The sequence below is a fragment of the Sinomonas sp. T428B genome, from assembly GCF_056780155.1.
In genome coordinates, this window is record NZ_JBRAZR010000001.1 from 3,654,603 (window position 1) to 3,674,725 (window position 20,123).

Sequence of the window (20,123 nt, forward strand, 5' to 3'; positions counted from 1 at the left end):
ATGGCCCAGCAGACCGTCTCCGCTCCCCCCGGGAGCCACGTCGACCTGGGCGAGGAGTTCGCCCACCGCCGCCACCCGCTCGCGGCCATCCGCGACCTCCTCCACCGCTACCCCGCCCTGAGCCCGGCGATCGTGCTCGTCGTCGCCATCGTCGTCTTCGGGCTCCTCAATGACCGCTTCCTGCGCCCCGAGAACCTCTCGCTCATCACCCAGCAGGTCGCCGTCGTCGGCACGCTCGCGATCGCCCAGACGCTCATCATCCTCACCGCGGGCATCGACCTCTCGGTCGGCGCCGTCATGGTGCTCACCTCGGTGGTCATCGCCAAGGCGGCGGTCGACGGCGGGCTGCCGGGCCCCGTGGCGCTGCTCGCCGGGCTCGCCGTCGGCCTCCTCGCGGGGGCGGCGAACGGGTTCCTCGTGACCCGGCTCAAGCTGCCGCCGTTCATCGTCACCCTCGGCACGCTCAACATCTTCCTGGCCCTGACCCTGCTCTACTCGGGCGGCGCGACGGTGCGCGGCAGCGCGATGCCGGACCTCCTGCCGTGGCTCGGCGGGACGTTCAAGATCGGCACCGTCGGGGTGAGCTTCGGCGTCGTCGCGATGCTCCTGCTCTACGCGGCCGTGTGGTTCCTGCTCGGCAAGACGGCCTGGGGCCGGCACGTCTACGCCGTCGGCGACGACAAGGAGGCCGCGCGGCTCGCGGGCATCCGGGTCAACCGCGTGCTCATGAGCGTCTACCTCGCCGCCGGGGCGATCCTCGCCGTCGCGGCGTGGATCATCATCGGCCGCACCAACGCGGCGAGCCCCAACGCCGGCGCCGAGCTCAACCTCGACTCGATCACCGCCGTCGTCATCGGCGGCACGAGCCTCTTCGGCGGGCGCGGCTCGATCTGGGGCTCGCTCCTCGGCGCGCTCATCGTGGGCGTGTTCCGCAACGGCCTGGCCCTCGCCGGCCTCGACGTGCTCTACCAGACCCTCGCCGTCGGCATCCTCATCGTGGTGGCTGTCTCGGTGGACCAGTGGATCCGGAAGGTGAAGTCATGACAGCCCCCGCACCCGAGGCCACAACCGCCTCCGCGTCCCGCACGCCCATCCTCCAGGCCAAGGGCCTCGTGAAGACCTTCGGCAAGGTCGTGGGCCTGGACGGCGCCGACCTCGAGCTCTACCCCGGCGAGGTCCTCGCCGTCATCGGGGACAACGGCGCCGGCAAGTCCACGCTCATCAAGTGCCTCACGGGCGCCGAGGTGCCGGACCGCGGGGAGATCTGGCTCGGCGGCGAGAAGATGAGCTTCCGCCGCCCGCAGGACGCGCGCCAGCACGGGATCGAGACGGTGTACCAGAACCTCGCCGTCTCCCCCGCGCTCGACGTCGCGGAGAACCTGTACCTCGGGCGCGAGGAGCGCCTGAAGGGCCCGCTCGGGTCGGTGTTCCGAGTCCTGGACCGCAAGGGCATGCGCGAGCGCGCCCGGGCGGAGCTGCGCAGCCTCGGCATCTCGACCCTGCAGGACGTGACCGTCCCGGTGGAGAACCTCTCGGGCGGCCAGCGCCAGGCCGTCGCGGTGGCCCGCGCCGCAGCGTTCGGCTCGCGCGTCGTCGTGCTCGACGAGCCGACGGCGGCGCTCGGGGTGCGGGAGTCGAACCAGGTGCTCCAGCTCGTGCGGGACCTGCGCGACCGTGGCCTGCCGGTGATCCTCATCAGCCACAACATGCCGCACGTGTTCGACGTCGCGGACCGGATCCACGTCCAGCGCCTCGGCAAGCGGGCCGCCGTCATCACGCCGGAGAGCCACTCGATGACCGACGCGGTCGCGATCATGACGGGCGCGGCGACCGCCTGAGCGCGGCCGAGAAGCACGACGGCGTCCCGCCGGCCCCGCGAGGAGGGCGGCGGGACGCTTCGTCTGCCGGTGAGCGTGCTTGGATATCGGCATGCCCCATGCTCCGACCGTCGCCGTCTGCGGCCCCGCCTCATGGAACCAGCTCATCCTCCTGGACCACCTCCCGGAGCCCGTCCCGCACATGCAGTTCGCGCGGCGGTCGTGGCAGACGGTCGGGGGCACCTCCGCGGGAAAGGCGGTGCACCTTGCGGATCTCGGCATGGGCGTGCGCCTGTGCTCGCCTCTGGGAGCGGACGACGACGGGGCGCGGATCCGCCGCGCCCTCACCGCCGTGGGGGTCACCGTCGAGGCACTGGAATCTGAGCACACCGAGCGCCACGTCAACCTCATGACAGAGGACGGCGGCCGCGTGTCGATCTACGTCTCGGTGCCGTCCACGCCAGCCGCGCATGACCTTGACGCCGCCACGGCGGTCGTGGCGGGGTCGGATCTGGCCGTGATCGACCTGAGCGAGCTGGGCGCGCTCCTGCTGGAGCGCGAGGAGGTGAGGCAGACGCCGCTGTGGGTGGACCTCCATGACTACGACGGGACCGCGGCCTTCCATGAGCCCTTCCTGCGCGCTGCCGCGGCCGTGTTCATGAATGACGACAAGACAGACGACCCCTGGGAGCTCCTGCACTCCTGCATCGCGCGGGGGCCTCGCCTCGCGGTGTGCACGCGCGGGGCGGACGGGGCGATCGCGCTCGAAGCGGATGGGACGCGGCATGAGATCGCCGCGGTTCCCGCCCATGTCGTGGACACGAACGGCGCGGGAGACGCGTTCATGGCCGGCCTTGCGGCCGCGGCCCTCAAAGGCGCGTCAGTCTCCGAGGCCCTCAAGGCAGCCGCGGCCCAGGCCGGGATCGCGATCGGGAGCGAGCATCTGCACCCGGCGCTCGGAGACCGCGCCTGATTCGCTGGACGCACCCCACCGAGCGGCCCATCATGGAGGGAGGCGCGAGGCCGTGCATGGGCTGCCCAGCGTGTGCCGGCCCCGCGCGTGGAGGCGTGTGGCATGGCGAAGGACGCGGCGCCGGCGGGCCGCTCCGGGACGGCCGGGCCCGTCGAGGATCTCCGCGGGACCGAGGATCGGTTCCTCGCCGACTACTATGGCCACGTCGCGGCCGACGACCTCCTCGCCTACAGCTCCGACACCCTCGCCCGCTGGGCCGACGAGCACCGCTCGGCCGCGCGGATCCGCGCGCCAGGGCACGCCGTCGTCGAGGTCCGCAACGAGGCCGAGTCGACGATCGTGGCCATCGCCGCCGAGGACGTCCCGTACCTCCTGCAGTCCGTCACGGCGGAGCTCGCGCGGCAGGACGCCGTCATGCGCCTCCTCCTCCACCCGACCTTCGACGTCGAGCGCGCCCCCGGCTCCCACGCGCTGCTGCGCCTGCGGCCCGGCGCGGCCCGGGAGGGCCTCGCCTCGGCGTACCCGGGCCTGCAGCCGGCCGCGGCCGTCGCCGAGCCCGGGGCCGGTCCGGAGGGCGACGATGTCGGGCCCGGGGCGGGCGGGGGCGCGCACGACGGCGGGGTGGTCACCGAGCAGTGGATCGCGGCGGAGATCGGCCGGCTCGCGAGCGCGGAGAGCGCCGCACGGCTCCGGCGCCGCCTCCGCCAGGTCGTGGCGGACGTCCTGACTGTCGCGAAGGACAGCGCCGCGATCCAGCGGGACGTCACCCTCGCCGCCGAGCAGGTCGCCGCGATGCACGGGGCTGTGCCGCGAGTGGGGGCCGCGCCGCCGCCAGCGGGCGCCCCGCCGTCGGGGACGCCGCCGTCGGGCGCCCGCGAGGCGCTCGAGATGCTGCGCTGGCTCGCCGCCGGCAACTTCATCTTCCTCGGCTCCCGCACGCTCGAGGCCCGCGGCTCCGCCGATCCCGCCACCGGCGGCGTGCCGCTCGTGCCGCGGGGCCGCTCGGGCCGGGGCCTGCTGCGGCAGGTGCACGGCGAGCCGACCCTGCGCTCGGTCGCGCCAGGCGCGCGCGTGCTCTCGGTCTACAAGTCGGACATCCGCTCCACGGTGCTGCGCTCGTCCTACCTCGACGAGATCAGCGTCCGCGTCCTCGACGCCGCCGGGCCCCTGGGGGCCTTGGTCAGGGAGCACCGGTTCGTCGGGTTCTTCGCCCAGACCTCCTCGGACGTGTCCGTGCTCGGCATCCCCGTGCTGCGCGAGAAGGTCGCGCAGGTCCTCGCCGAGGTCGGCTCGCGGCCTGGGACGCCGGCCTGGGGCGAGACGCTGCGGGGCCTCGAGGAGCTCCCGCACGACGAGCTGTTCGAGATGGACACCGCCGAGCTGAGCCGGCTCGCGGGCCAGGTCCAGCACCTCCAGGCCCGCCGGCACACCCGCCTTTTCCTCCGGCTCGACGCGCGGAGCCGCTTCATGTCCGCCGTCCTGTTCCTGCCGCGCCAGCGGTACAGCACCGCCGTGCGGCTCCGGGTCGAGGCCGTGCTGCGGCGCGCCTTCGAGGCCGAGGACATCGAGTTCGACGTCCGCGTGGCCGAGGCCGCCATGGTCCGGGCCTTCTTCCGGATCCTCCTCCCGCCCGGCGGCCCGCCCCCGGGGTTCGACGCCGAGGCCGTCGAGAAGCAGGTCGTGGCCGCGACCCGGACCTGGGAGGAGGGCATCGCCGAGGCGCTGCGCGAGGCGTACCCGCCCCGGGAGGCAGCCCGACTGTCGCGCCAGTGGTCGGCGGCCTTCCCGGCGAGCTACCGGGCGGACTATGACGCCGAGGACGCGATCCGGGACATCGCCCGCTTCGAGTCGCTCGGGCTGGACGACGGCGGGGACGAGGCGGAGAAGACGTTCCTCAAGGTCTACGTCGGCTCCGAGCTCGCGCCCTGGCGCGGCGAGATCGCCCGCGTCCGCCTCTACCTCACGACGCCCCGCAGCCTGACCCAGATCCTGCCCTTCTTCCACCACCTCGGCCTCGAGGTCCTCGACCAGCGGCCGTACGCCGTGGTCCGCTACTCCCCCGCCGGCGCGCCCGGCCCCGGCGTCCGCGAGCTCTACCTCTACGACCTCGGCATGCGCTACCCCGCCAACGTGGATCCGCTCGCGACGAGCGGGCTCCTCGTCGACTCCCTGCGGGCGGCCCTGCGCGGGGACACCGAGTCGGACCGCTTCGACGCCCTCGTGCTGCGCGAGGGGCTCGACTGGCGCCGCGTGACGATCCTGCGCGCCTACGCGAAGTACCTCCAGCAGCTCGGCACCACGACCTCCTACGGCTTCATGGCCGACGCCCTCCTCGAGAACCCCGAGGCGACCCAGGCCCTGCTCGGGCTCTTCGAGGCGCGCTTCGACCCAGACCTGGAGGGCGCCAGTGGCGAGCCCCACGCCGCCCACGACGCCGGGCGGCAGCACCGCATCGCCGCCGCCCGCCGTCGTCTGTCCGCCGCGGTCGACGCCGTCCCCTCCCTCGACGCCGACCGGCTCCTGCGCATGGACGCCGCGCTCGTCGAGGCGACCCTGCGCACGAACTACTACCAGTCCAAGGGCCACCTGAGCCTCAAGCTCAACCCGGCCGCGCTGCCCTTCGCGCCATCGCCGCGCCCGGCCTACGAGATCTGGGTCTACTCGCCGCGGGTCGAGGCCGTGCACCTGCGCTTCGGCCCGGTGGCGCGCGGCGGGCTGCGCTGGTCCGACCGGCGCGAGGACTTCCGCACGGAGGTCCTCGGCCTCGTGCGGGCGCAGGCGGTCAAGAACGCCGTCATCGTGCCGACCGGCGCGAAGGGCGCGTTCTACCCCAAGCGCCTCCCGGACCCTGCGGCGGACCGCGCCGGCTGGCTCGAGGAGGGCATGGAGGCCTACCGCACGTTCATCCGCGGGCTCCTCGACGTCACGGACAACCTCGTGCAGGACGACGTCGCGCAGCACGATCCCCCCGGGCAGCCCAGGCTCGCCGTGCCGCTCGCGCGGGCCGTGCCGCCCGAGCGCGTCGTGCTGCACGACGGCGACGACGCCTACCTCGTCGTCGCGGCGGACAAGGGCACCGCGTCCTTCTCGGACACGGCCAACGCGATCGCGGCCGAGTACGGCTTCTGGCTCGGTGACGCGTTCGCCTCCGGCGGCTCCGTCGGCTACGACCACAAGGCCATGGGGATCACGGCGCGCGGCGTCTGGGAGTCGGTCAAGAGCCACTTCGCCGAGCTCGGCGTCGACGTCCAGCGCGAGGAGGTCACCGTCGTCGGGATCGGGGACATGAGCGGGGACGTCTTCGGCAACGGCATGCTCCTCTCCGAGCACCTCCGGCTCGTGGCCGCGTTCGACCACCGGAACATCTTCATCGACCCGTCCCCGGACCCGCTCGTCTCGCACCGCGAGCGCCGCCGGCTCTTCGGGCTGCCGCGCTCGTCCTGGGAGGACTACAGCGCCTCCCTCCTCAGCGCCGGCGGCGGCGTGTTCTCGCGCCGGGCCAAGTCCATCGAGCTGAGCCCGCAGGCGCGCGCGGTGCTCGGCCTGCCGGACTCGGCCGCGACCATCACCCCGCCCGAGCTCATCCAGGCGATCCTGCGGGCGCCCGTCGACCTGCTCTACAACGGCGGGATCGGCACCTACGTCAAGGCGTCCTTGGAGACGCACCTCGAGGTCGGTGACAAGGCCAACGACGCGATCCGCATCGACGCCGGCGAGCTGCGCGCGCGGGTCGTCGCCGAGGGCGGCAACCTCGGCCTCACGCCGCTCGCGCGCATCGAGGCCGCGCTGAACGGGGTGCTCCTGAACTCGGACGCAATCGACAACTCCGCCGGCGTGGACTGCTCCGACCACGAGGTCAACATCAAGGTCTTCACCGACCGGATGATCGCCGCGGGCCGGCTCGGCGCCGAGGAGCGGGCCCCGTTCCTGCACTCGCTCACGGACGAGGTCTCGCGCTTGGTCCTAAAGACCAACGCCCGGCAGAACGTCCTGCTCCTGAACGACAGGGCCCTCGTGAAGCAGTGGAGCCAGAGCTTCGAGCGCACCATGGACTGGCTCGGCGCGACGGCGGGCCTCGACCGGCGGCTCGAGGGCCTGCCGGACGACGACGCGCTGCACGCCAGGCTGCGCGGCGGGCAGGGGCTCACCTCGCCCGAGCTCGCGATCCTCGCGGCCTACGCCAAGATCGAGCTCGCGGGCGAGCTGGCCGCGAGCGAGCTCGCCGACGACCCGTGGTTCGACCGCGTCCTCGCCGCGTACTTCCCCGCGCGGCTCGCGGAACGCTTCGCCGACGAGCTGCCCAGCCACCCGCTGCGCCGCGAGATCATCGCGACCGTCCTGGCCAACGAGATCATCAACCTCGGCGGGATCACGTTCGCCTTCCGGGTCCGGGAGGAGACGACGGCGACGGCGGCCGCGATGGCGAGGGCGTTCGTCGTCGTCCGCGATGCCTACGGCCTCGGCGAGCTCGACGCCGCCCTCGCGGCCCTCCCGCCCGGGTTCCCCCGCGAGCACTCGAGCGCCGCGGCCGTCCACCTGCGCCGGCTCCTGGACCGCGGCGTGCGCTGGTACGTGGCCCACGACCACCGGGACCAGCCGGTCGAGCAGGCGTACGCGCGCATCGCCCCGACCCTCCTGCTCCTGCGCGAGCACACGTCGGACTACCTGCGCGGGACGGACCTCGAGCGGGTGCAGGGGCGGCTCGCGCACTGGCGGGAGGTGGGGCTGCCCGACCCCATGGCCACGCGGGCCTCCGACTCGCTCGAGAGCTTCGGGCTCCTGGACATCTCGACGATCTCCGAGGTGGTCGACGAGCCGATCCCCACGATCGCCGACGTCTACTATGCGGTGTTCTCCTGGATCGGCGCGGCGAGCCTGCTCCTGCGGATCACGGACCTCCCCCGCGAGAGCCACTGGGAGGCCCTCGCCCGCGCGGCGCTGCGCGACGACGTCTACTCGGCCGTGGCGGACATGACCACGCGCGTGCTCCAGTCGACTCCACCGGCAGGCGGAGCGAGAGACGGCGGAGGGAGCGGCCGCGCGGCGAGCGCCCAGGAGCGGATCGCCGCTTGGGAGGCCGGCTACTCCGAGCAGCTCCGACGGATCCGGGAGACGTTCGACGAGGTCATGCGCGAGGGGCGCGTGGACATCGAGTCGATCTCCGTCGCGATCAAGCTCGTGCGGACGCTCCTGCGGGCCTGACGGGACGCTACTCCTCGGCGATCGCGGACGGATGCTGCGCGAGCGGCGTCACCGAGATCTTCATGTACGGGAACGACGGCAGCCCCGAGAGGATCCCGTGCAGCTCCTCGTGGCTCGCGACGTCGAAGACCGAGCAGTTCGCGTCCTCGCCCACGATCCGCCAGAGGTGCACCCAGCGCCCGTCGCGCTGGATCTTCTGCGAGTAGGCCTTCTCGCGGTGCCTGATGAGGTCCGCCTGGGCGGCGGGCATCTCCGGCGGCAGGTGGACGTCCATGCGGACCAGGAAGAGCATCGGTGCCTCCTCAGGCTGGGTGGGCGGCGCTGGGGCCGTCAGTCCTGACGGTAGCGGGCGAGCCTACCGGCGGTCGACCTCCGCCTCATGCCGCCGTCATCAGCAGGCGCCACAGGCCGGCGATGACGAGGGGCCCGAGGGCCATGCCCGCGAGGACCTCTCCGATCGTGTGCGCCCCGAGCGTGACCCTGGCCCAGCCGACGAGCGGCACCAGGAGGAGGACCGGCCACCACTGGAGGCCGAGGAGGACGAGGACGGACGCGGCCGCGGCGGAGGCCGACGTGGCGTGGCCGCTGATCTTCCACCGCAGGCTCACGAGGGCCAGGATCGCCACGCCCGCGATGAGTGCGAGAGTCATCGTGAGCACCGGGGCGGGGGCGTCGAGCGCAGTCAGGAGCGCGAGGCCGGCCGCAATGCAGGCCAGAGACATCACGAGCACGGGTGCGCGCTCGGAGCGCTCGCTCACGTGGTGGTCCCCGACGCGACCGGTCCGCACGAGCACGAGCAGGATCAGGAACGGCAGAATGCACGTGAACAGCGCCGCGACCGCGCCGTACCACCATGTCCCGGGCCAGCCGCGGCCGGCCGCCGGGCTCACGAGGAGCATGGCGCCGACGGTGAAGGGCGGCTGGAACACCTCGCTGACCACACGGGCGACGGCGGTCCGCACCGTCCGCGCGGGCGGCGGGGCGGGCGCGGGGCCGGCCGGATCGAACCCGTCGGGATCGAATCCGTCGGGATCGAATCCGTCCGGCTCACGCCCGTCGCGCCCGACGCCGTCGCGTCCGGCGCCGCTGGGATCCTGAGGGGCTCGCACGGTCCCAGTCTGGCAGGCGCCATGCCATCCGGCCGCTCCCGCCTCACCGTACGAACCTCCCCACCATTGGCCGCCGACGCTCCCCAGCTTTACCCTTCAACCCGCGCGACGGCTGCGCCCACCCGCCTGCCGTAACCGTCACGACTCTCAAGACTGGGGAGGTTCGTACACGACACCCTGCAGACATCAACCCCCAGCCGAACGCCGCTCGAGGGGGAACACTGGTCCCCAGAGGGGGAATGCATGGACGGAAACGACACGGACGAGATCACTGTCGCCATGCAGGCACGCACTTGGGCGACGATCGACGCCGGCGCGGACAACGCCGTCGCCCTCACGGCGAGGGGCCAATGGCTGTTCGCCCTCGACGACGCCCGCAGGAGCCTGCATGTCTACGAGGAGATCGGAGATACCGTCTCAGCCGAGCTGTGCTCAGACGTGGTCGCCCTCCTGGCGCCCGTGGTCGGCGACGACGAACCGGGGTGACACCCGTGGCAGCCCTCGCCCGGTGGCCCGGGAAGCCAGCTCCCGTGGGAAGGTAGAGGCATGACGCGTGACCTTCACCTCACCGGCGACGACGCCGCAGACCGGCTCCTCTCCGAGGACGACTTCGCCCTCCTGACCGGCATGCTCCTGGACCAGCAGGTGCCCATGGAGACCGCCTTCGCGGGGCCGGAGAAGCTCCGCGAGCGGCTCGGCACGCTTGAGCCCTCCCAGATCGCGACGATGGACCCGGACCAGTTCCAGGCCGCCTTCGCCGAGAGGCCGGCGGTCCACCGGTTCCCCGGCTCCATGTCCAAGCGGGTCCAGCAGCTCGCCACCATCGTGGCGGACGAGTGGGACGGCGACGCCGGGGCGATCTGGCGCCAGGGCGATCCCGACGGCGCCGAGGTGCTCCGCCGGCTGCAGGCGCTTCCCGGCTTCGGAGACCAGAAGGCCCGCATCTTCCTGGCCCTGCTGGGGAAGCAGGGCGGCTTCGACGGCGCCGGCTGGCGCGAGGTGGCGGGCCCCTACGGCGAGGAGGGCTGCAAGCGCTCGGTCGCGGACATCGTCGATGCCGCCTCGCTCCTCGAGGTGCGCGCCACGAAGCAGGCCGCCAAGCGCGCCGCCAAGAAGTGACATCGGCTGCCCCGTCACCGTCGTCCTGATGCCTCAGACGGCGGTGACGGAGCAGCCGTGACCAAGCAGCGTCAGTCGAGCAGGAGCGCGGGCTCCTCCATGATCGCTGCGACGTCCGCCATGAAGCGCGCGGACAGGTCGCCGTCGACCACGCGGTGGTCGAACGAGCCGCCGAGGGTCGTGATCCAGCGCGGGATGACCTCGCCCGAGACGACCCACGGCTTCTGCTTGATCGTGCCGAACGCGACGATGGCGACCTCGCCCGGGTTGATGATCGGCGTGCCGATGTCGATGCCGAGCGCGCCGATGTTCGTGATCGTGAGTGTGCCGTCCTGCATGTCCGCGGGCTTGGTCTTGCCCGCCCGCGCGGTGGTTGCGAGCTCGTTGAGCGCGATCGCGAGCTCCTTGAGCGAGAGGTCCTGCGCGTCCTTGATGTTCGGGACGAGCAGGCCTCGCGGGGTCGCTGCCGCGATGCCGAGGTTCATGAAGTGCTTGACGTGGATCTCGTCCCCACCCGGCGCCGAGACCCACTGCGAGTTGACGCTCGGGTTCCGCGCGGCGGCCCAGATGACGGCCTTCGCGAGGATGAGCAGCGGGGAGACCTTGATCCCCTCGAAGTCCCGGGACTTTTTGAGCCGCTGGACGAACTCCATGGTCCGCGAGGCGTCGACGTCCACGAAGATGCTCACGTGCGGCGCCGAGAAGGCCGAGTCGACCATGGCCTTGGCCGTGGCCTTGCGCACGCCGCGCACCGGAATGACCTCGACGCGCTGCTCCTGGGCCTTCTTCGCTGGCTCCCAGAACGTCGGGGCGGCGTCCTGCTCGCGCTCGCGCTGGGCCTGGTACGACTCGAGGTCCGCCCTGGTCACCTCGCCGCGGGCGCCGGTGGCGGGCACGTCCTCGAGGTTGATCCCGAGCTCCTTGGCGATCCGCCGCACGGGCGGCTTCGCCAGGACGCGGGAAAGCAGGCCGACGACGGCGTTCGGCGCCTCGCGCTGTTCGCCCACCTCCGCGGCGGTCTGGCTCGGGGCGGCAGCAGCCGGGGTCGCGACAGGGGCCGCGGGCTTGTTGAGCGGGGACCACACGGCCTCGGGCTCCCGGGCCGGGACGGGGGGCGGGACCTGCCGTGCCGACGACGGCGTCGCCTTCCGCGGGCGGCGCTTGGCGGCGTCGGCCTTGGGCCCGGATCCGACGAGTGGGCCGCTCTCGATCCCGGGCTCCTGCATGACGGGAACCGGCGAGTCCAGCGTCCCAGCCCCAGCGGAAGGCGAGGCAACCACCGAGGCGCTGGAGGCAGCGGCGGCCTCCGGGGTTCGGTGGGCATCCTTGGGAGGGACAGCGCCGCCCGCGGAGCCTCCGTCGGAGGCACCGGCGTCGCGCTCCCCCACGTCGCCCTCCCCGATCGCGATGATCGGCGAGCCGACCTCGATGGTCTGGTGCTCGGGGGCCAGGAGGTCGAGGACCGTGCCGGCGTACGGGCTGGGCAGCTCGACGAGGCTCTTCGCGGTCTCGATCTCGCAGATGATGTCGTTGATCCCGACCGTGTCCCCCGGCTTGACCTTCCAGGAGACGATCTCGGCCTCGGTCAGCCCCTCGCCGACGTCCGGGAGGGTGAAGATCTGCTTCGTCACGTCGTGCTCCTAGTACGAGAAGGCGCGGTCGAGGGCTTCGAGGATGCGGTCGATGTCGGGGAGGTAGTGCTCCTCGACCTTCGCGATCGGGTACGGCATGTGGAAGCCGCCCACGCGGATGACCGGCGCCTCGAGCGAGAGGAACGCCCGCTCGGACACGCGGGAGGCGATCTCGCCGCCGATCCCGCCGAACGTCGGGGCCTCGTGGGCCACGACGAGCCTGCCGGTCTTCTCGACCGAGGCGATGACGGTGTCGAAGTCGATCGGCGAGATCGAGCGCAGGTCGATCACCTCGACGGTGCGCCCGTCCTCGGCGGCGGCCTCGGCCGCGGCGAGCGCCACGGGCACGAGCGGGCCGTAGGCCACGACGGTGGCGTCGGTGCCCTGGCGCAGCACGTGCGCGCGGAACGGGTCGGCGCTCGTGCCGGGGTCCTCGGTGTCGACCTCGCCCTTGAGCCAGTAGCGGCGCTTGGGCTCGAAGACGATCACGGGGTCCTCGCTCGCGATCGCCTGCTGGGTCATCCAGTACGCGTCGTGCGCGTTCGACGGCGTGATGATCCGCAGGCCCGCGGTGTGGGCGAAGAGCGCCTCGGGGGACTCCGAGTGGTGCTCGACCGAGCCGATGCCGCCGCCGTACGGGATGCGGATCGTCACCGGGACCGTGAGCTGGCCGCGGCTGCGGGCGTGGAGCTTCGCGAGCTGCGTGGTGATCTGGTTGAAGCCCGGGAACACGAAGCCGTCGAACTGGATCTCGGCGACGGGGCGGTAGCCGCGCAGGGACAGGCCGATGCTCGTGCCGATGATGCCGGATTCGGCGAGCGGGCTGTCGATCACCCGGTCGCCGCCGAACTCGGACTTGAGCCCCTCGGTCACGCGGTACACACCGCCGAGGGTGCCGATGTCCTCGCCCATGAGCAGGACGGACTCGTCGCCCGCGAGGGCGGTCCGCAGGCCGGCGTTGATGGCCTTCGCGATGGTCATCGTGGGCATCAGCGGCCACCTTCCTGGACGCGGTCTGTGTCAACTGCGTTGTCGGTGTCTGCGAATCCGGCCTCGTACTCGCGATGCCAGGCGAGCTCCTCCGCGACGAGCGGGTGGGGCTCGGCGTAGACGTTCGCGAAGGCGTCCTCGAGGCTCGGGGCCTCGAAGGAGAGGATGTCCGCCCGGGCCTTCGCGGCCAGCGCGTCCCCTTCCGCGGCGACGTCGGCGAAGAACGCATCGTCGGCGATCCCCTCAGCGCGGAGGTAGGCCTCGAACCGGGAGACCGGGTCCCGCTCGAGCCACATCCGCTCCTCGTCGCTGAGGCGGTACTTCGTGGGATCGTCGGCGGTCGTGTGCGCGCCCTGGCGGTAGGTGTACGCCTCGATGAGCACGGGCCCCTTGCCGGCCCGCGCCCGGGCGAGCGCCCACTGCGTCACGGCATAGACGGCCAGGACGTCATTGCCGTCCACGCGCACGCCCGGGAAGCCGTAGCCCTTCGCGCGGTTGAAGAGCGGGATGCGGGACTGGACCTCGGCGGGCACGGAGATGGCCCACTGGTTGTTCTGGCAGAAGAACACGACCGGGGCCTTGAAGCTCGCGGCGAAGACCATGGACTCGTGCACGTCGCCCTCGGAGCTCGCGCCGTCGCCGAAGTAGGCGACCACGGCACCGGGCTCGCCGGGGTTCTCGCCGCGTGCCTCTGCGCGGGCAGCATCGCGCTGGATGCCCATCGCGTAGCCGACGGCGTGCGGCACCTGGGCGGCGAGCACGAGGGTGTACAGGTGGAAGCCGGTCTCGCGGGGGTCCCAGCCGCCGTTCGAGAGCCCGCGGAAGAGCCGCAGGAGCTCGCCGAGCTCGACGCCGCGGGTCAGGGCGACGCCGTGCTCGCGGTAGGTCGGGAAGAGGTAGTCCTGGGGCTGGGTGGCGCGGCCGGACCCGATCTGGGCGGCCTCCTGCCCGCGCAGCGGCACCCAGAGGGACAGCTGGCCCTGGCGCTGCAGCGCCGTGGCCTCGGTGTCGAAGCGCCGGATCATCGCCATGTCGCGGTACATGCCGCGCAGGTCCTCGTGGTTCAGGCCGCGGACAGCGTCGGCGAGCCTGGATCCCGCGGCGAAGCGGCCCTTCTCGTCCAGAAGACGGACCACGGCGGCATGGCCTTCCGCGGCGTCGTGGGCGTGTGCCTCGAGTTCGAGCCAGAGCTCATCCGGGATGTCGCTGAATTCGGTAGTGGGCAGTTCGACTCCCATACCGCCTCCTCGCCTGCCGTTGGGTCACCGGCCCGGGGCCCCGGGCAGGGGGTTCCGCCTTGTATATTCCCTCCGAGGAATGCATTCCCCTCGCGGAATATAGCGGCGGCCCAAGCAGCAACTCTACCCAGTTGCGCAGGGCCGCCGCGCGGTGGATTACCTCAGGAAGCCCTGAGGGACCTTTGTGAACGTCCTACAGAGCTCGAGAAAACGAGTGTTCGCTTCGGGTTCGCCGATGCTCACGCGGACTCCCTCGGCCCCAAAGGGCCTCACCGAGAGCCCCTTGGCCTGCGCCTGGGCCGCGAAGTCCTGCGTGGCGTCGCCGAGCGCGAGCCACACGAAGTTGCCCTGGGCGTCAGGGACATCCCACCCGAGCGCCCGCAGCCCCGCCGTGACGCGGTCCCGCTCGTCCACGATGCTTTGTACCCTTCCTACAACCTGGTCGAAGTGCGCGAGCGACGCGATTGCCGCCGCCTCCGCGAGGGAAGAGACTGCGAACGGCACGGCCGCGACGCGCAGGTACTGGGTGATGCCGGGCTGGGAGACCGAATAGCCGACGCGCAGGCCCGCGAGGCCGTGAGCCTTCGAGAACGTGCGCAGCACGACGACGTTGGCGTGCTTCCGGTACATCTCGAGCCCATCCACGGCCTCGGGGTCCCGGACGAACTCCTGGTAGGCCTCGTCGATGACCACGACGACGTGCGGCGGCACCGCCGCGATGAACCGCTCGACCTCGTCCGTGCGCAGGGCCGGGCCAGTGGGGTTGTTGGGCGTGCACAGGAGGACGATCCTCGTGTTGTCGGTGACGGCGGCCGCCATCGCGTCGAGGTCGTGGCGCCCGTCCGCCTTGACGGGGACCTGGACGCTCTTGGCCCCGGCAAGGCTCACCGAGATCGGGTAGGCCTCGAAGGAGCGCCAAGCGTAGATGACCTCGTCCTGCGTCCCGTCCTCGCGGTGGCCGGCGAAGGCCGCCAGCAGCTGGTTCAGCGCGCCGAGGCTCCCCCCGCCCGTGACGATGTCCTCCTCCGGCACGCCGAGGAACTCGCCGAGCGCCGCACGCAGCCGGCTCGAGACCGGGTCGGGGTAGCGGTTGACCGCGGTCTCGCGGGCGATGGCCTGGAGCACGGCCGGGATCGGCGGGAGGGGGTTCTCGTTCGAGGAGAGCTTGTAGCTCGTGAGCCCCTCGACGGGCGCCGGGGGCTTCCCGGCCCCGTACTTCGGGAGTCGGTCCACGACGGGGCGGGGGGTGACGCCTGCGGGGCCGGGGACGACAGCAGCGGCGTTGGCGCCGTCGTTCTCGTTCAGCGGTGAAGTCATGGCCTCTAGCGTAGCCGCGGGCCGCCGCACAGCTTGCTATGCGAGCATGGCCCCATGAAGCAGTTCCTGCTCCGTGTCCTCGTCAACGCCCTCGCCCTGTGGGTGGCCGCATGGCTCCTGCCGGGAATGGACATCACCTCCACCGCAACCACGCAGGCGGCCGCCGACGCGGGGGCTGGCGGCGCCAGCGGGACCATCGGGACCGTCCTCGCCTTCCTGTTCGTGGGGCTCATCTTCGGCATCGTCAACGCCCTCGTCCGCCCCATCGTCTCCTTCCTCTCGCTTCCCATCACGTGCCTCACGCTCGGGCTGTTCGCCCTCGTGATCAACGCGGCCATGCTCGCCCTCACGGCCTGGCTCTCGACGTACACGCCGGTGCACCTGACCATCGACTCCTTCTTCTGGACCGCCATACTCGGGGCGCTCATCACCTCGATCGTCGCGGCCCTCGCGGGCAAGATCGCCGGCGCGGACCGCTAGACAGCTGGATCAGCGGAGCCCATTGGCGTCCAGGCCCCGGCGCTCTCGCGCCCGCGGCTTCGTGGTGGTGTCCGAAGCCGTGTAGACGTATCGCTCCCGCGCTCCCGACGCGGCGCCGCCGAGGAAGACCCCAAGGCCCGCTGCATAGGCGAGGACCGACGGATCAGCCGAGCGGTCCAAGGCCTTGGCGTCGACGGCGTACCGGTCGATTGCGTGGGCGTTGACGACCGTCTCGGGGATGGGCTGCAAGTGTTCGCGGTCAGCGTGCGCGGGCGTCACGACGTCGATGATGTTGGGCCGCGGCGCGAGGACGTCCGCCGAGATCGAGGGCAGGACGTCGTCCAGGTTGGAGACATGGAGCACGGCGATGTCGTCGGGCACGTCGAACTGCCGCGGCGCGCCGCCCAGGACCGTCACGGCCACGATCGGAAAGCGGGCCCGGAAGCCTTCGTCCTCGAGGAGCCCGAAGACGTGCAGGGCGCCTTGGCTGTGGGCGTTGACGACGACAACGTCGCCCTCGCCCACCTCCTGGTCCGCGAGCGCACGTTCAATCAGCTGCCGCGCGTGGCTGTCGGCGCCCCCGAGCGCGTCGAGGTTCCCCTCCGAGTCGAAGACATTCCCTGACGTGTCATCCGGGTCCCATGACTGCGTCCCGGGCACGGTGAGCAGGACGGCCGTCGATCCGTCCGGCCGCGGGACACGCTCGACGATGACCGACGAGGGCGGAACCCCCGTGCCGTCCTCGAGGGGTGCGGTCCCCTGGGCCTGGCGGAGGCTCTCCCCGGCGTAGGAGAAGGTGGCAGGGTTTGCCACTCCTGGCGTGACCGAGCTCCGCACGACGCTCACACGGTCAGTGGCCGACCCCGCGATGAACCCCAGCGCGCCGCCCGCGTCGCGGAAGGCCCTCGACACGTCCCTGGCCGGGTCGCCCCGAAGAAAGAGGCCCAATGCACCCGGGAACTGGACCGCGAGAAACGCGGGCAGGCCACGTGCCGCCCACAGCCCTGCAAGCTGCAGCCCGTCAGTTGCGGTAGCGCGCCAGGTCTCTTCCGCTTCGTAGGCGCCGCGGGCCGCGGCCGTGGCCTGCGCGATCCTGCCTGCCTCACGTCCAGCTCGGGCGGCCTCGCCCACGAGGCCCGCTGCTTCCACGTCGAAGCGGGCAGCCGCCGCCGAGCCCGCGCAGGCTCCACCCCACACCGCTCGCCGCGCCGACTCGAGCCGTACCCGGGTCGACTCGATGTCCCGCGCCACGGCCTCGAGCTCGCCCTTGGCGGCGTCCATGGCCTCGGTGTTCACCGCGAAGGCAGTGCCTCCCGTCACGATGAACGTCGCCGGGTCACGCTCTTTCCGCCAATCATCGTCTGCACCGGCGGCTCTCACCGGCACGCCTCCCAGGATGCGGGCGGCGCCCCGGAGGACCCCGTGGGGATCGGCGTGGGGGCGATCCGCGCAAGGATCGGCGTCTGCGAGGCCCAGGGCAACAGCGGAGTACTCCGGCCGGGCAGCAGCGGCGTCGTCGTGTCGTGGAAGAGGGGCAGCGCCGGCGACCCTGCCGCAACGCCAGGGCAGGCCGAGGTCTCCGCCTGCACGTTCGACAGCGTGATGGCGAGGCCGGCAAGGCCGCCTGCGAGAAGGCCAAGCTGGAGCGTCAGGGCGAGGGTCGAGCGCCGGAAGGCGGTCGCCGCGGGGCCGGACCATGGGACGCCCTCTGCCCGGGCGATGGCCATCCTGGCCCGCTCAAGGTCCTCGCCCGCTGCCGAGACTTCTGCGGCCGCAACGCGGAGCGCGGTCTCGTCATGCCCGCAGCGCGGCCTCGCGTCGTCCAAGCTCGAAGAGCTGCCGTCCATGGTGTTCTCCCCCCTGAACCGGGGTCCTCCGCCCCGCCTGCCACCACGCTAGGGGCGCCTCGAGCACCCACCGCGGGCGTCGCCGTCGTATGTGGACAACCCGGCTCAAGGGCGCCTGTGGAGGGAGAATGACAGGCCCGCGGAAGGGCGCCCTGAGGGCTCATGGAAGAATGGAGGCCATGGCTGACACCCCTTCGCGCACCCCCTCCGGACGCCTGTCCCTCGCCGCCGCCGGCGCGGCCACCGGGCAGCACATCGCCCTCGGCCCGCTCGACGGCCGCTACCAGGCCGCGACGGCGCCGCTCGTCGACTACCTGTCCGAGGCGGCGCTCAACCGGGATCGGGTCGCCGTCGAGGTCGAGTGGCTCATCCACCTGACCCGCAACAGCGTCCTGCCCGGCGCCGGCCCGCTCACGGCGGAGCAGGAGGAGGGCCTGCGGAAGATCGTCACGGAGTTCGACCCCGCCTCGGTCAAGGAGCTCGCCGAGATCGAGGCCGTCACGGTGCACGACGTCAAGGCAGTCGAGTACTACATCGGCCGCCGCCTCGAATCCCTCGGCATCGCGAACCTCACCGCCATGGTGCACTTCGGCTGCACCTCCGAGGACATCAACAACCTCTCCTACGCGCTCGGCATCAAGGGCGCCGTCGAGGACGTGTGGCTCCCGGCAGCGCGCTCGCTCGTGGACCAGTTCGCCGAGATGGCCCGGGCCAACAAGGACGTGCCGATGCTCTCGCGCACGCACGGCCAGCCCGCCACGCCGACCTCGCTCGGCAAGGAGCTCGCCGTCATCGCCCACCGCCTGGGCCGCCAGCTCGAGCGGATCGCGCGCACGGAGTACCTCGGCAAGATCAACGGCGCGACCGGCACCTACGCCGCCCACTACGCCTCGGTCCCGACGGCGGACTGGCAGGAGGTCTCCCGGACGTTCGTCGAGGGCCTGGGCCTGACCTGGAACCCGCTCACGACCCAGATCGAGAGCCACGACTGGCAGGCCGAGCTCTACGCCGACATCGCCCGCTTCAACCGGATCCTGCACAACGTGTGCACGGACATCTGGAGCTACATCTCGATCGGCTACTTCGCGCAGATCCCCGTCGCGGGCGCCACGGGCTCCTCGACGATGCCGCACAAGGTCAACCCGATCCGGTTCGAGAACGCCGAGGCCAACCTCGAGATCTCCTCGGCCCTGCTCGACACCCTCGGCGCGACGCTCGTGACCTCCCGCTGGCAGCGCGACCTCACCGACTCCTCGAGCCAGCGCAACATCGGCGTCGCCTTCGGCCACTCGCTCCTGGCCATCTCCAACGTGGCGAAGGGCCTCGAGCGGCTCGACGTCGCCGAGGACGTGCTCGCCGCCGACCTCGACGAGAACTGGGAGGTCCTCGCCGAGGCGATCCAGATGGTCATGCGCGCCGAGGCCATCGCCGGCCAGCCGGGCATGGACAACCCCTACGAGCGCCTCAAGGACCTCACCCGCGGCCACCGCGTGGACGCCGCGCGCATGAAGGAGTTCGTCTCGGGCCTCGGCCTCTCCGCCGAGGCGGAGGCCCGCCTCCTCGCCCTCACCCCGGGCAACTACAACGGGATCGCGGCGCAGCTCGTCGACCACCTCGGCTGACGCCCACCTCGGCTGGGGCTGCTCACCTGGCGTACAACACGCACGACGGCGGGCCGGAACCAACGCGTTCCGGCCCGCCGTCGGCCTCTCACCAGCACCCCTTGGGCTGGTGGGACTCGCAGGGGTAGCACGGCAGGCACTCCCCCGACCTCGGCGCCATCATCAGGTGGGAGAGCTCCCGCAGCTCGGCCTCGAGCGACTCCATGGAGGACACGCCGTCGTGCGTAGCTGTGGAGGACCAACCGCCGGTCAGGCGAGTCCCGGTGGCACCGTTTGACGGGATTTGAGGCCGATTGGCGTCGAGAGTCCCAAGCGTGTATCGTTGATCAAGCGCCGCGGGGTGGAGCAGTTCGGTAGCTCGCTGGGCTCATAACCCAGAGGTCGCAGGTTCAAATCCTGTCCCCGCAACCAAGTGCCCCGGGATCGTGTGGTTCTCCACTGATCCCGGGGCTATTTCTTTGCACGCACGTCCGGTATAAGCGCCGCTCGGCCCGGGCGCCGTCAGATCACGGCGCCGCCCATGAGGATGAGCCCGGTCGTCGTTCCCAGCACGAGAGCAAGCGGCTTCCACGGAATCGGGCTGTTCAGGGGCCACTTCTGGGCGAGCAGGAACCCCACGAGGACGCCGACGGCGGCCACCGCGTGGCCGATCAGGCTGTAGCCCATGATCTCTCCTCCTCATCGTCGGTCATGTTTCCCGCCGGTAGGTGGCTCTGATGATCCAACCGAGCGCCGGGTGGGACAAGAGGCTGCGCAGTCGAGGCCCTTCAGAGGTGCC

17 protein-coding genes and 1 tRNA gene are annotated in these 20,123 nt (G+C 71.9%); 9 read left to right on the top strand and 9 right to left on the bottom strand.

The features are described from left to right. The 4 genes from ACUYMY_RS16925 (at position 1) to ACUYMY_RS16940 (ending at position 7,992) form a co-directional block, all read left to right on the top strand. The gene (locus tag ACUYMY_RS16925; RefSeq protein ID WP_481704683.1) at positions 1-1,044 is read left to right on the top strand and encodes an ABC transporter permease; all 1,044 of its coding nucleotides are present in this window, start codon (positions 1-3) and stop codon (positions 1,042-1,044) included. Continuing rightward, on the top strand, positions 1,041-1,838 hold the full coding sequence (locus tag ACUYMY_RS16930) for an ATP-binding cassette domain-containing protein (protein WP_481704684.1): 798 nt from the start codon (positions 1,041-1,043) through the stop codon (positions 1,836-1,838). Before ACUYMY_RS16925 ends, ACUYMY_RS16930 begins: the two co-directional genes overlap by 4 nt. A gap of 91 nt (positions 1,839-1,929) precedes the next feature. Continuing rightward, entirely contained in the window at positions 1,930-2,790 is an 861-nt protein-coding gene (locus ACUYMY_RS16935) for a carbohydrate kinase family protein (RefSeq protein ID WP_481704685.1), read from the top strand. Positions 2,791-2,892: 102 nt separating this feature from the next. Then, the gene (locus ACUYMY_RS16940; protein ID WP_481704686.1) at positions 2,893-7,992 is read left to right on the top strand and encodes an NAD-glutamate dehydrogenase; all 5,100 of its coding nucleotides are present in this window, start codon (positions 2,893-2,895) and stop codon (positions 7,990-7,992) included. 7 nt (positions 7,993-7,999) lie between these two features. Here ACUYMY_RS16940 and catC read toward each other — a convergent pair whose 3' ends face one another. Continuing rightward, the gene (gene catC, locus ACUYMY_RS16945; protein WP_481704687.1) at positions 8,000-8,284 is read right to left on the bottom strand and encodes a muconolactone Delta-isomerase; all 285 of its coding nucleotides are present in this window, start codon (positions 8,282-8,284) and stop codon (positions 8,000-8,002) included. An 85-nt stretch (positions 8,285-8,369) separates the two neighbouring features. After that, positions 8,370-9,101, bottom strand: a complete 732-nt coding sequence (locus ACUYMY_RS16950; protein ID WP_481704688.1) for a phosphatase PAP2 family protein — start codon at positions 9,099-9,101, stop codon at positions 8,370-8,372. Positions 9,102-9,344: 243 nt separating this feature from the next. Between ACUYMY_RS16950 and ACUYMY_RS16955 the strand changes: the two genes are divergently transcribed. Both ACUYMY_RS16955 and ACUYMY_RS16960 read left to right on the top strand, forming a co-directional pair. Further along, entirely contained in the window at positions 9,345-9,587 is a 243-nt protein-coding gene (locus ACUYMY_RS16955) for a hypothetical protein (RefSeq protein WP_481704689.1), read from the top strand. 60 nt (positions 9,588-9,647) lie between these two features. Further along, the gene (locus ACUYMY_RS16960) at positions 9,648-10,220 is read left to right on the top strand and encodes an HhH-GPD-type base excision DNA repair protein (protein WP_481704690.1); all 573 of its coding nucleotides are present in this window, start codon (positions 9,648-9,650) and stop codon (positions 10,218-10,220) included. Positions 10,221-10,291: 71 nt separating this feature from the next. On the opposite strand, the gene ACUYMY_RS16965 is transcribed toward ACUYMY_RS16960, so the two are convergent. The 4 genes from ACUYMY_RS16965 to ACUYMY_RS16980 form a co-directional block, all read right to left on the bottom strand. Further along, positions 10,292-11,851, bottom strand: coding sequence for a dihydrolipoamide acetyltransferase family protein (locus ACUYMY_RS16965; RefSeq protein ID WP_481704691.1), 1,560 nt, complete (start codon positions 11,849-11,851; stop codon positions 10,292-10,294). 9 nt (positions 11,852-11,860) lie between these two features. Further along, positions 11,861-12,841, bottom strand: a complete 981-nt coding sequence (locus tag ACUYMY_RS16970; protein ID WP_481704692.1) for an alpha-ketoacid dehydrogenase subunit beta — start codon at positions 12,839-12,841, stop codon at positions 11,861-11,863. Next, entirely contained in the window at positions 12,841-14,079 is a 1,239-nt protein-coding gene (pdhA, locus tag ACUYMY_RS16975) for a pyruvate dehydrogenase (acetyl-transferring) E1 component subunit alpha (protein WP_481704693.1), read from the bottom strand. Before pdhA ends, ACUYMY_RS16970 begins: the two co-directional genes overlap by 1 nt. Positions 14,080-14,235: 156 nt before the next feature. Continuing rightward, positions 14,236-15,396, bottom strand: coding sequence for a histidinol-phosphate transaminase (locus tag ACUYMY_RS16980; RefSeq protein WP_481704694.1), 1,161 nt, complete (start codon positions 15,394-15,396; stop codon positions 14,236-14,238). Between the two features lie 54 nt (positions 15,397-15,450). Here ACUYMY_RS16980 and ACUYMY_RS16985 point away from each other — a divergent pair, with 54 nt between their 5' ends. Beyond that, on the top strand, positions 15,451-15,876 hold the full coding sequence (locus ACUYMY_RS16985; RefSeq protein ID WP_481704695.1) for a phage holin family protein: 426 nt from the start codon (positions 15,451-15,453) through the stop codon (positions 15,874-15,876). Positions 15,877-15,885: 9 nt separating this feature from the next. On the opposite strand, the gene ACUYMY_RS16990 is transcribed toward ACUYMY_RS16985, so the two are convergent. Both ACUYMY_RS16990 and ACUYMY_RS16995 read right to left on the bottom strand, forming a co-directional pair. Next, the gene (locus tag ACUYMY_RS16990) at positions 15,886-17,196 is read right to left on the bottom strand and encodes a hypothetical protein (protein ID WP_481704696.1); all 1,311 of its coding nucleotides are present in this window, start codon (positions 17,194-17,196) and stop codon (positions 15,886-15,888) included. A 56-nt stretch (positions 17,197-17,252) separates the two neighbouring features. Next, positions 17,253-17,723 carry a hypothetical protein gene (locus tag ACUYMY_RS16995; RefSeq protein WP_481704697.1) on the bottom strand — a complete coding sequence of 157 codons (471 nt, stop codon included), beginning with the start codon at positions 17,721-17,723 and terminating at the stop codon, positions 17,253-17,255. Between the two features lie 179 nt (positions 17,724-17,902). Between ACUYMY_RS16995 and purB the strand changes: the two genes are divergently transcribed. Then, positions 17,903-19,345, top strand: coding sequence for an adenylosuccinate lyase (purB, locus tag ACUYMY_RS17000; RefSeq protein ID WP_481704698.1), 1,443 nt, complete (start codon positions 17,903-17,905; stop codon positions 19,343-19,345). Between the two features lie 334 nt (positions 19,346-19,679). Beyond that, positions 19,680-19,756, top strand: a tRNA-Met gene (locus ACUYMY_RS17005). 90 nt (positions 19,757-19,846) lie between these two features. Here the strand turns inward: ACUYMY_RS17005 and ACUYMY_RS17010 are convergent. After that, entirely contained in the window at positions 19,847-20,011 is a 165-nt protein-coding gene (locus ACUYMY_RS17010) for a hypothetical protein (RefSeq protein ID WP_481704699.1), read from the bottom strand. Positions 20,012-20,123: the final 112 nt, after the last annotated feature.

Coding starts and splice junctions, on each gene's coding strand:
- ACUYMY_RS16940 (WP_481704686.1), top strand. CDS start 2,893: ATGGCGAAGGACGCGGCGCCGGCGGGCCGCTCCGGGACGGCCGGGCCC.
- catC (WP_481704687.1), bottom strand. CDS start 8,284: ATGCTCTTCCTGGTCCGCATGGACGTCCACCTGCCGCCGGAGATGCCC.
- ACUYMY_RS16995 (WP_481704697.1), bottom strand. CDS start 17,723: ATGGACGGCAGCTCTTCGAGCTTGGACGACGCGAGGCCGCGCTGCGGG.
- ACUYMY_RS16925 (WP_481704683.1), top strand. CDS start 1: ATGGCCCAGCAGACCGTCTCCGCTCCCCCCGGGAGCCACGTCGACCTG.
- pdhA (WP_481704693.1), bottom strand. CDS start 14,079: ATGGGAGTCGAACTGCCCACTACCGAATTCAGCGACATCCCGGATGAG.
- purB (WP_481704698.1), top strand. CDS start 17,903: ATGGCTGACACCCCTTCGCGCACCCCCTCCGGACGCCTGTCCCTCGCC.
- ACUYMY_RS16960 (WP_481704690.1), top strand. CDS start 9,648: ATGACGCGTGACCTTCACCTCACCGGCGACGACGCCGCAGACCGGCTC.
- ACUYMY_RS17010 (WP_481704699.1), bottom strand. CDS start 20,011: ATGGGCTACAGCCTGATCGGCCACGCGGTGGCCGCCGTCGGCGTCCTC.
- ACUYMY_RS16985 (WP_481704695.1), top strand. CDS start 15,451: ATGAAGCAGTTCCTGCTCCGTGTCCTCGTCAACGCCCTCGCCCTGTGG.
- ACUYMY_RS16930 (WP_481704684.1), top strand. CDS start 1,041: ATGACAGCCCCCGCACCCGAGGCCACAACCGCCTCCGCGTCCCGCACG.
- ACUYMY_RS16935 (WP_481704685.1), top strand. CDS start 1,930: ATGCCCCATGCTCCGACCGTCGCCGTCTGCGGCCCCGCCTCATGGAAC.
- ACUYMY_RS16955 (WP_481704689.1), top strand. CDS start 9,345: ATGGACGGAAACGACACGGACGAGATCACTGTCGCCATGCAGGCACGC.
- ACUYMY_RS16970 (WP_481704692.1), bottom strand. CDS start 12,841: ATGCCCACGATGACCATCGCGAAGGCCATCAACGCCGGCCTGCGGACC.
- ACUYMY_RS16980 (WP_481704694.1), bottom strand. CDS start 15,396: ATGACTTCACCGCTGAACGAGAACGACGGCGCCAACGCCGCTGCTGTC.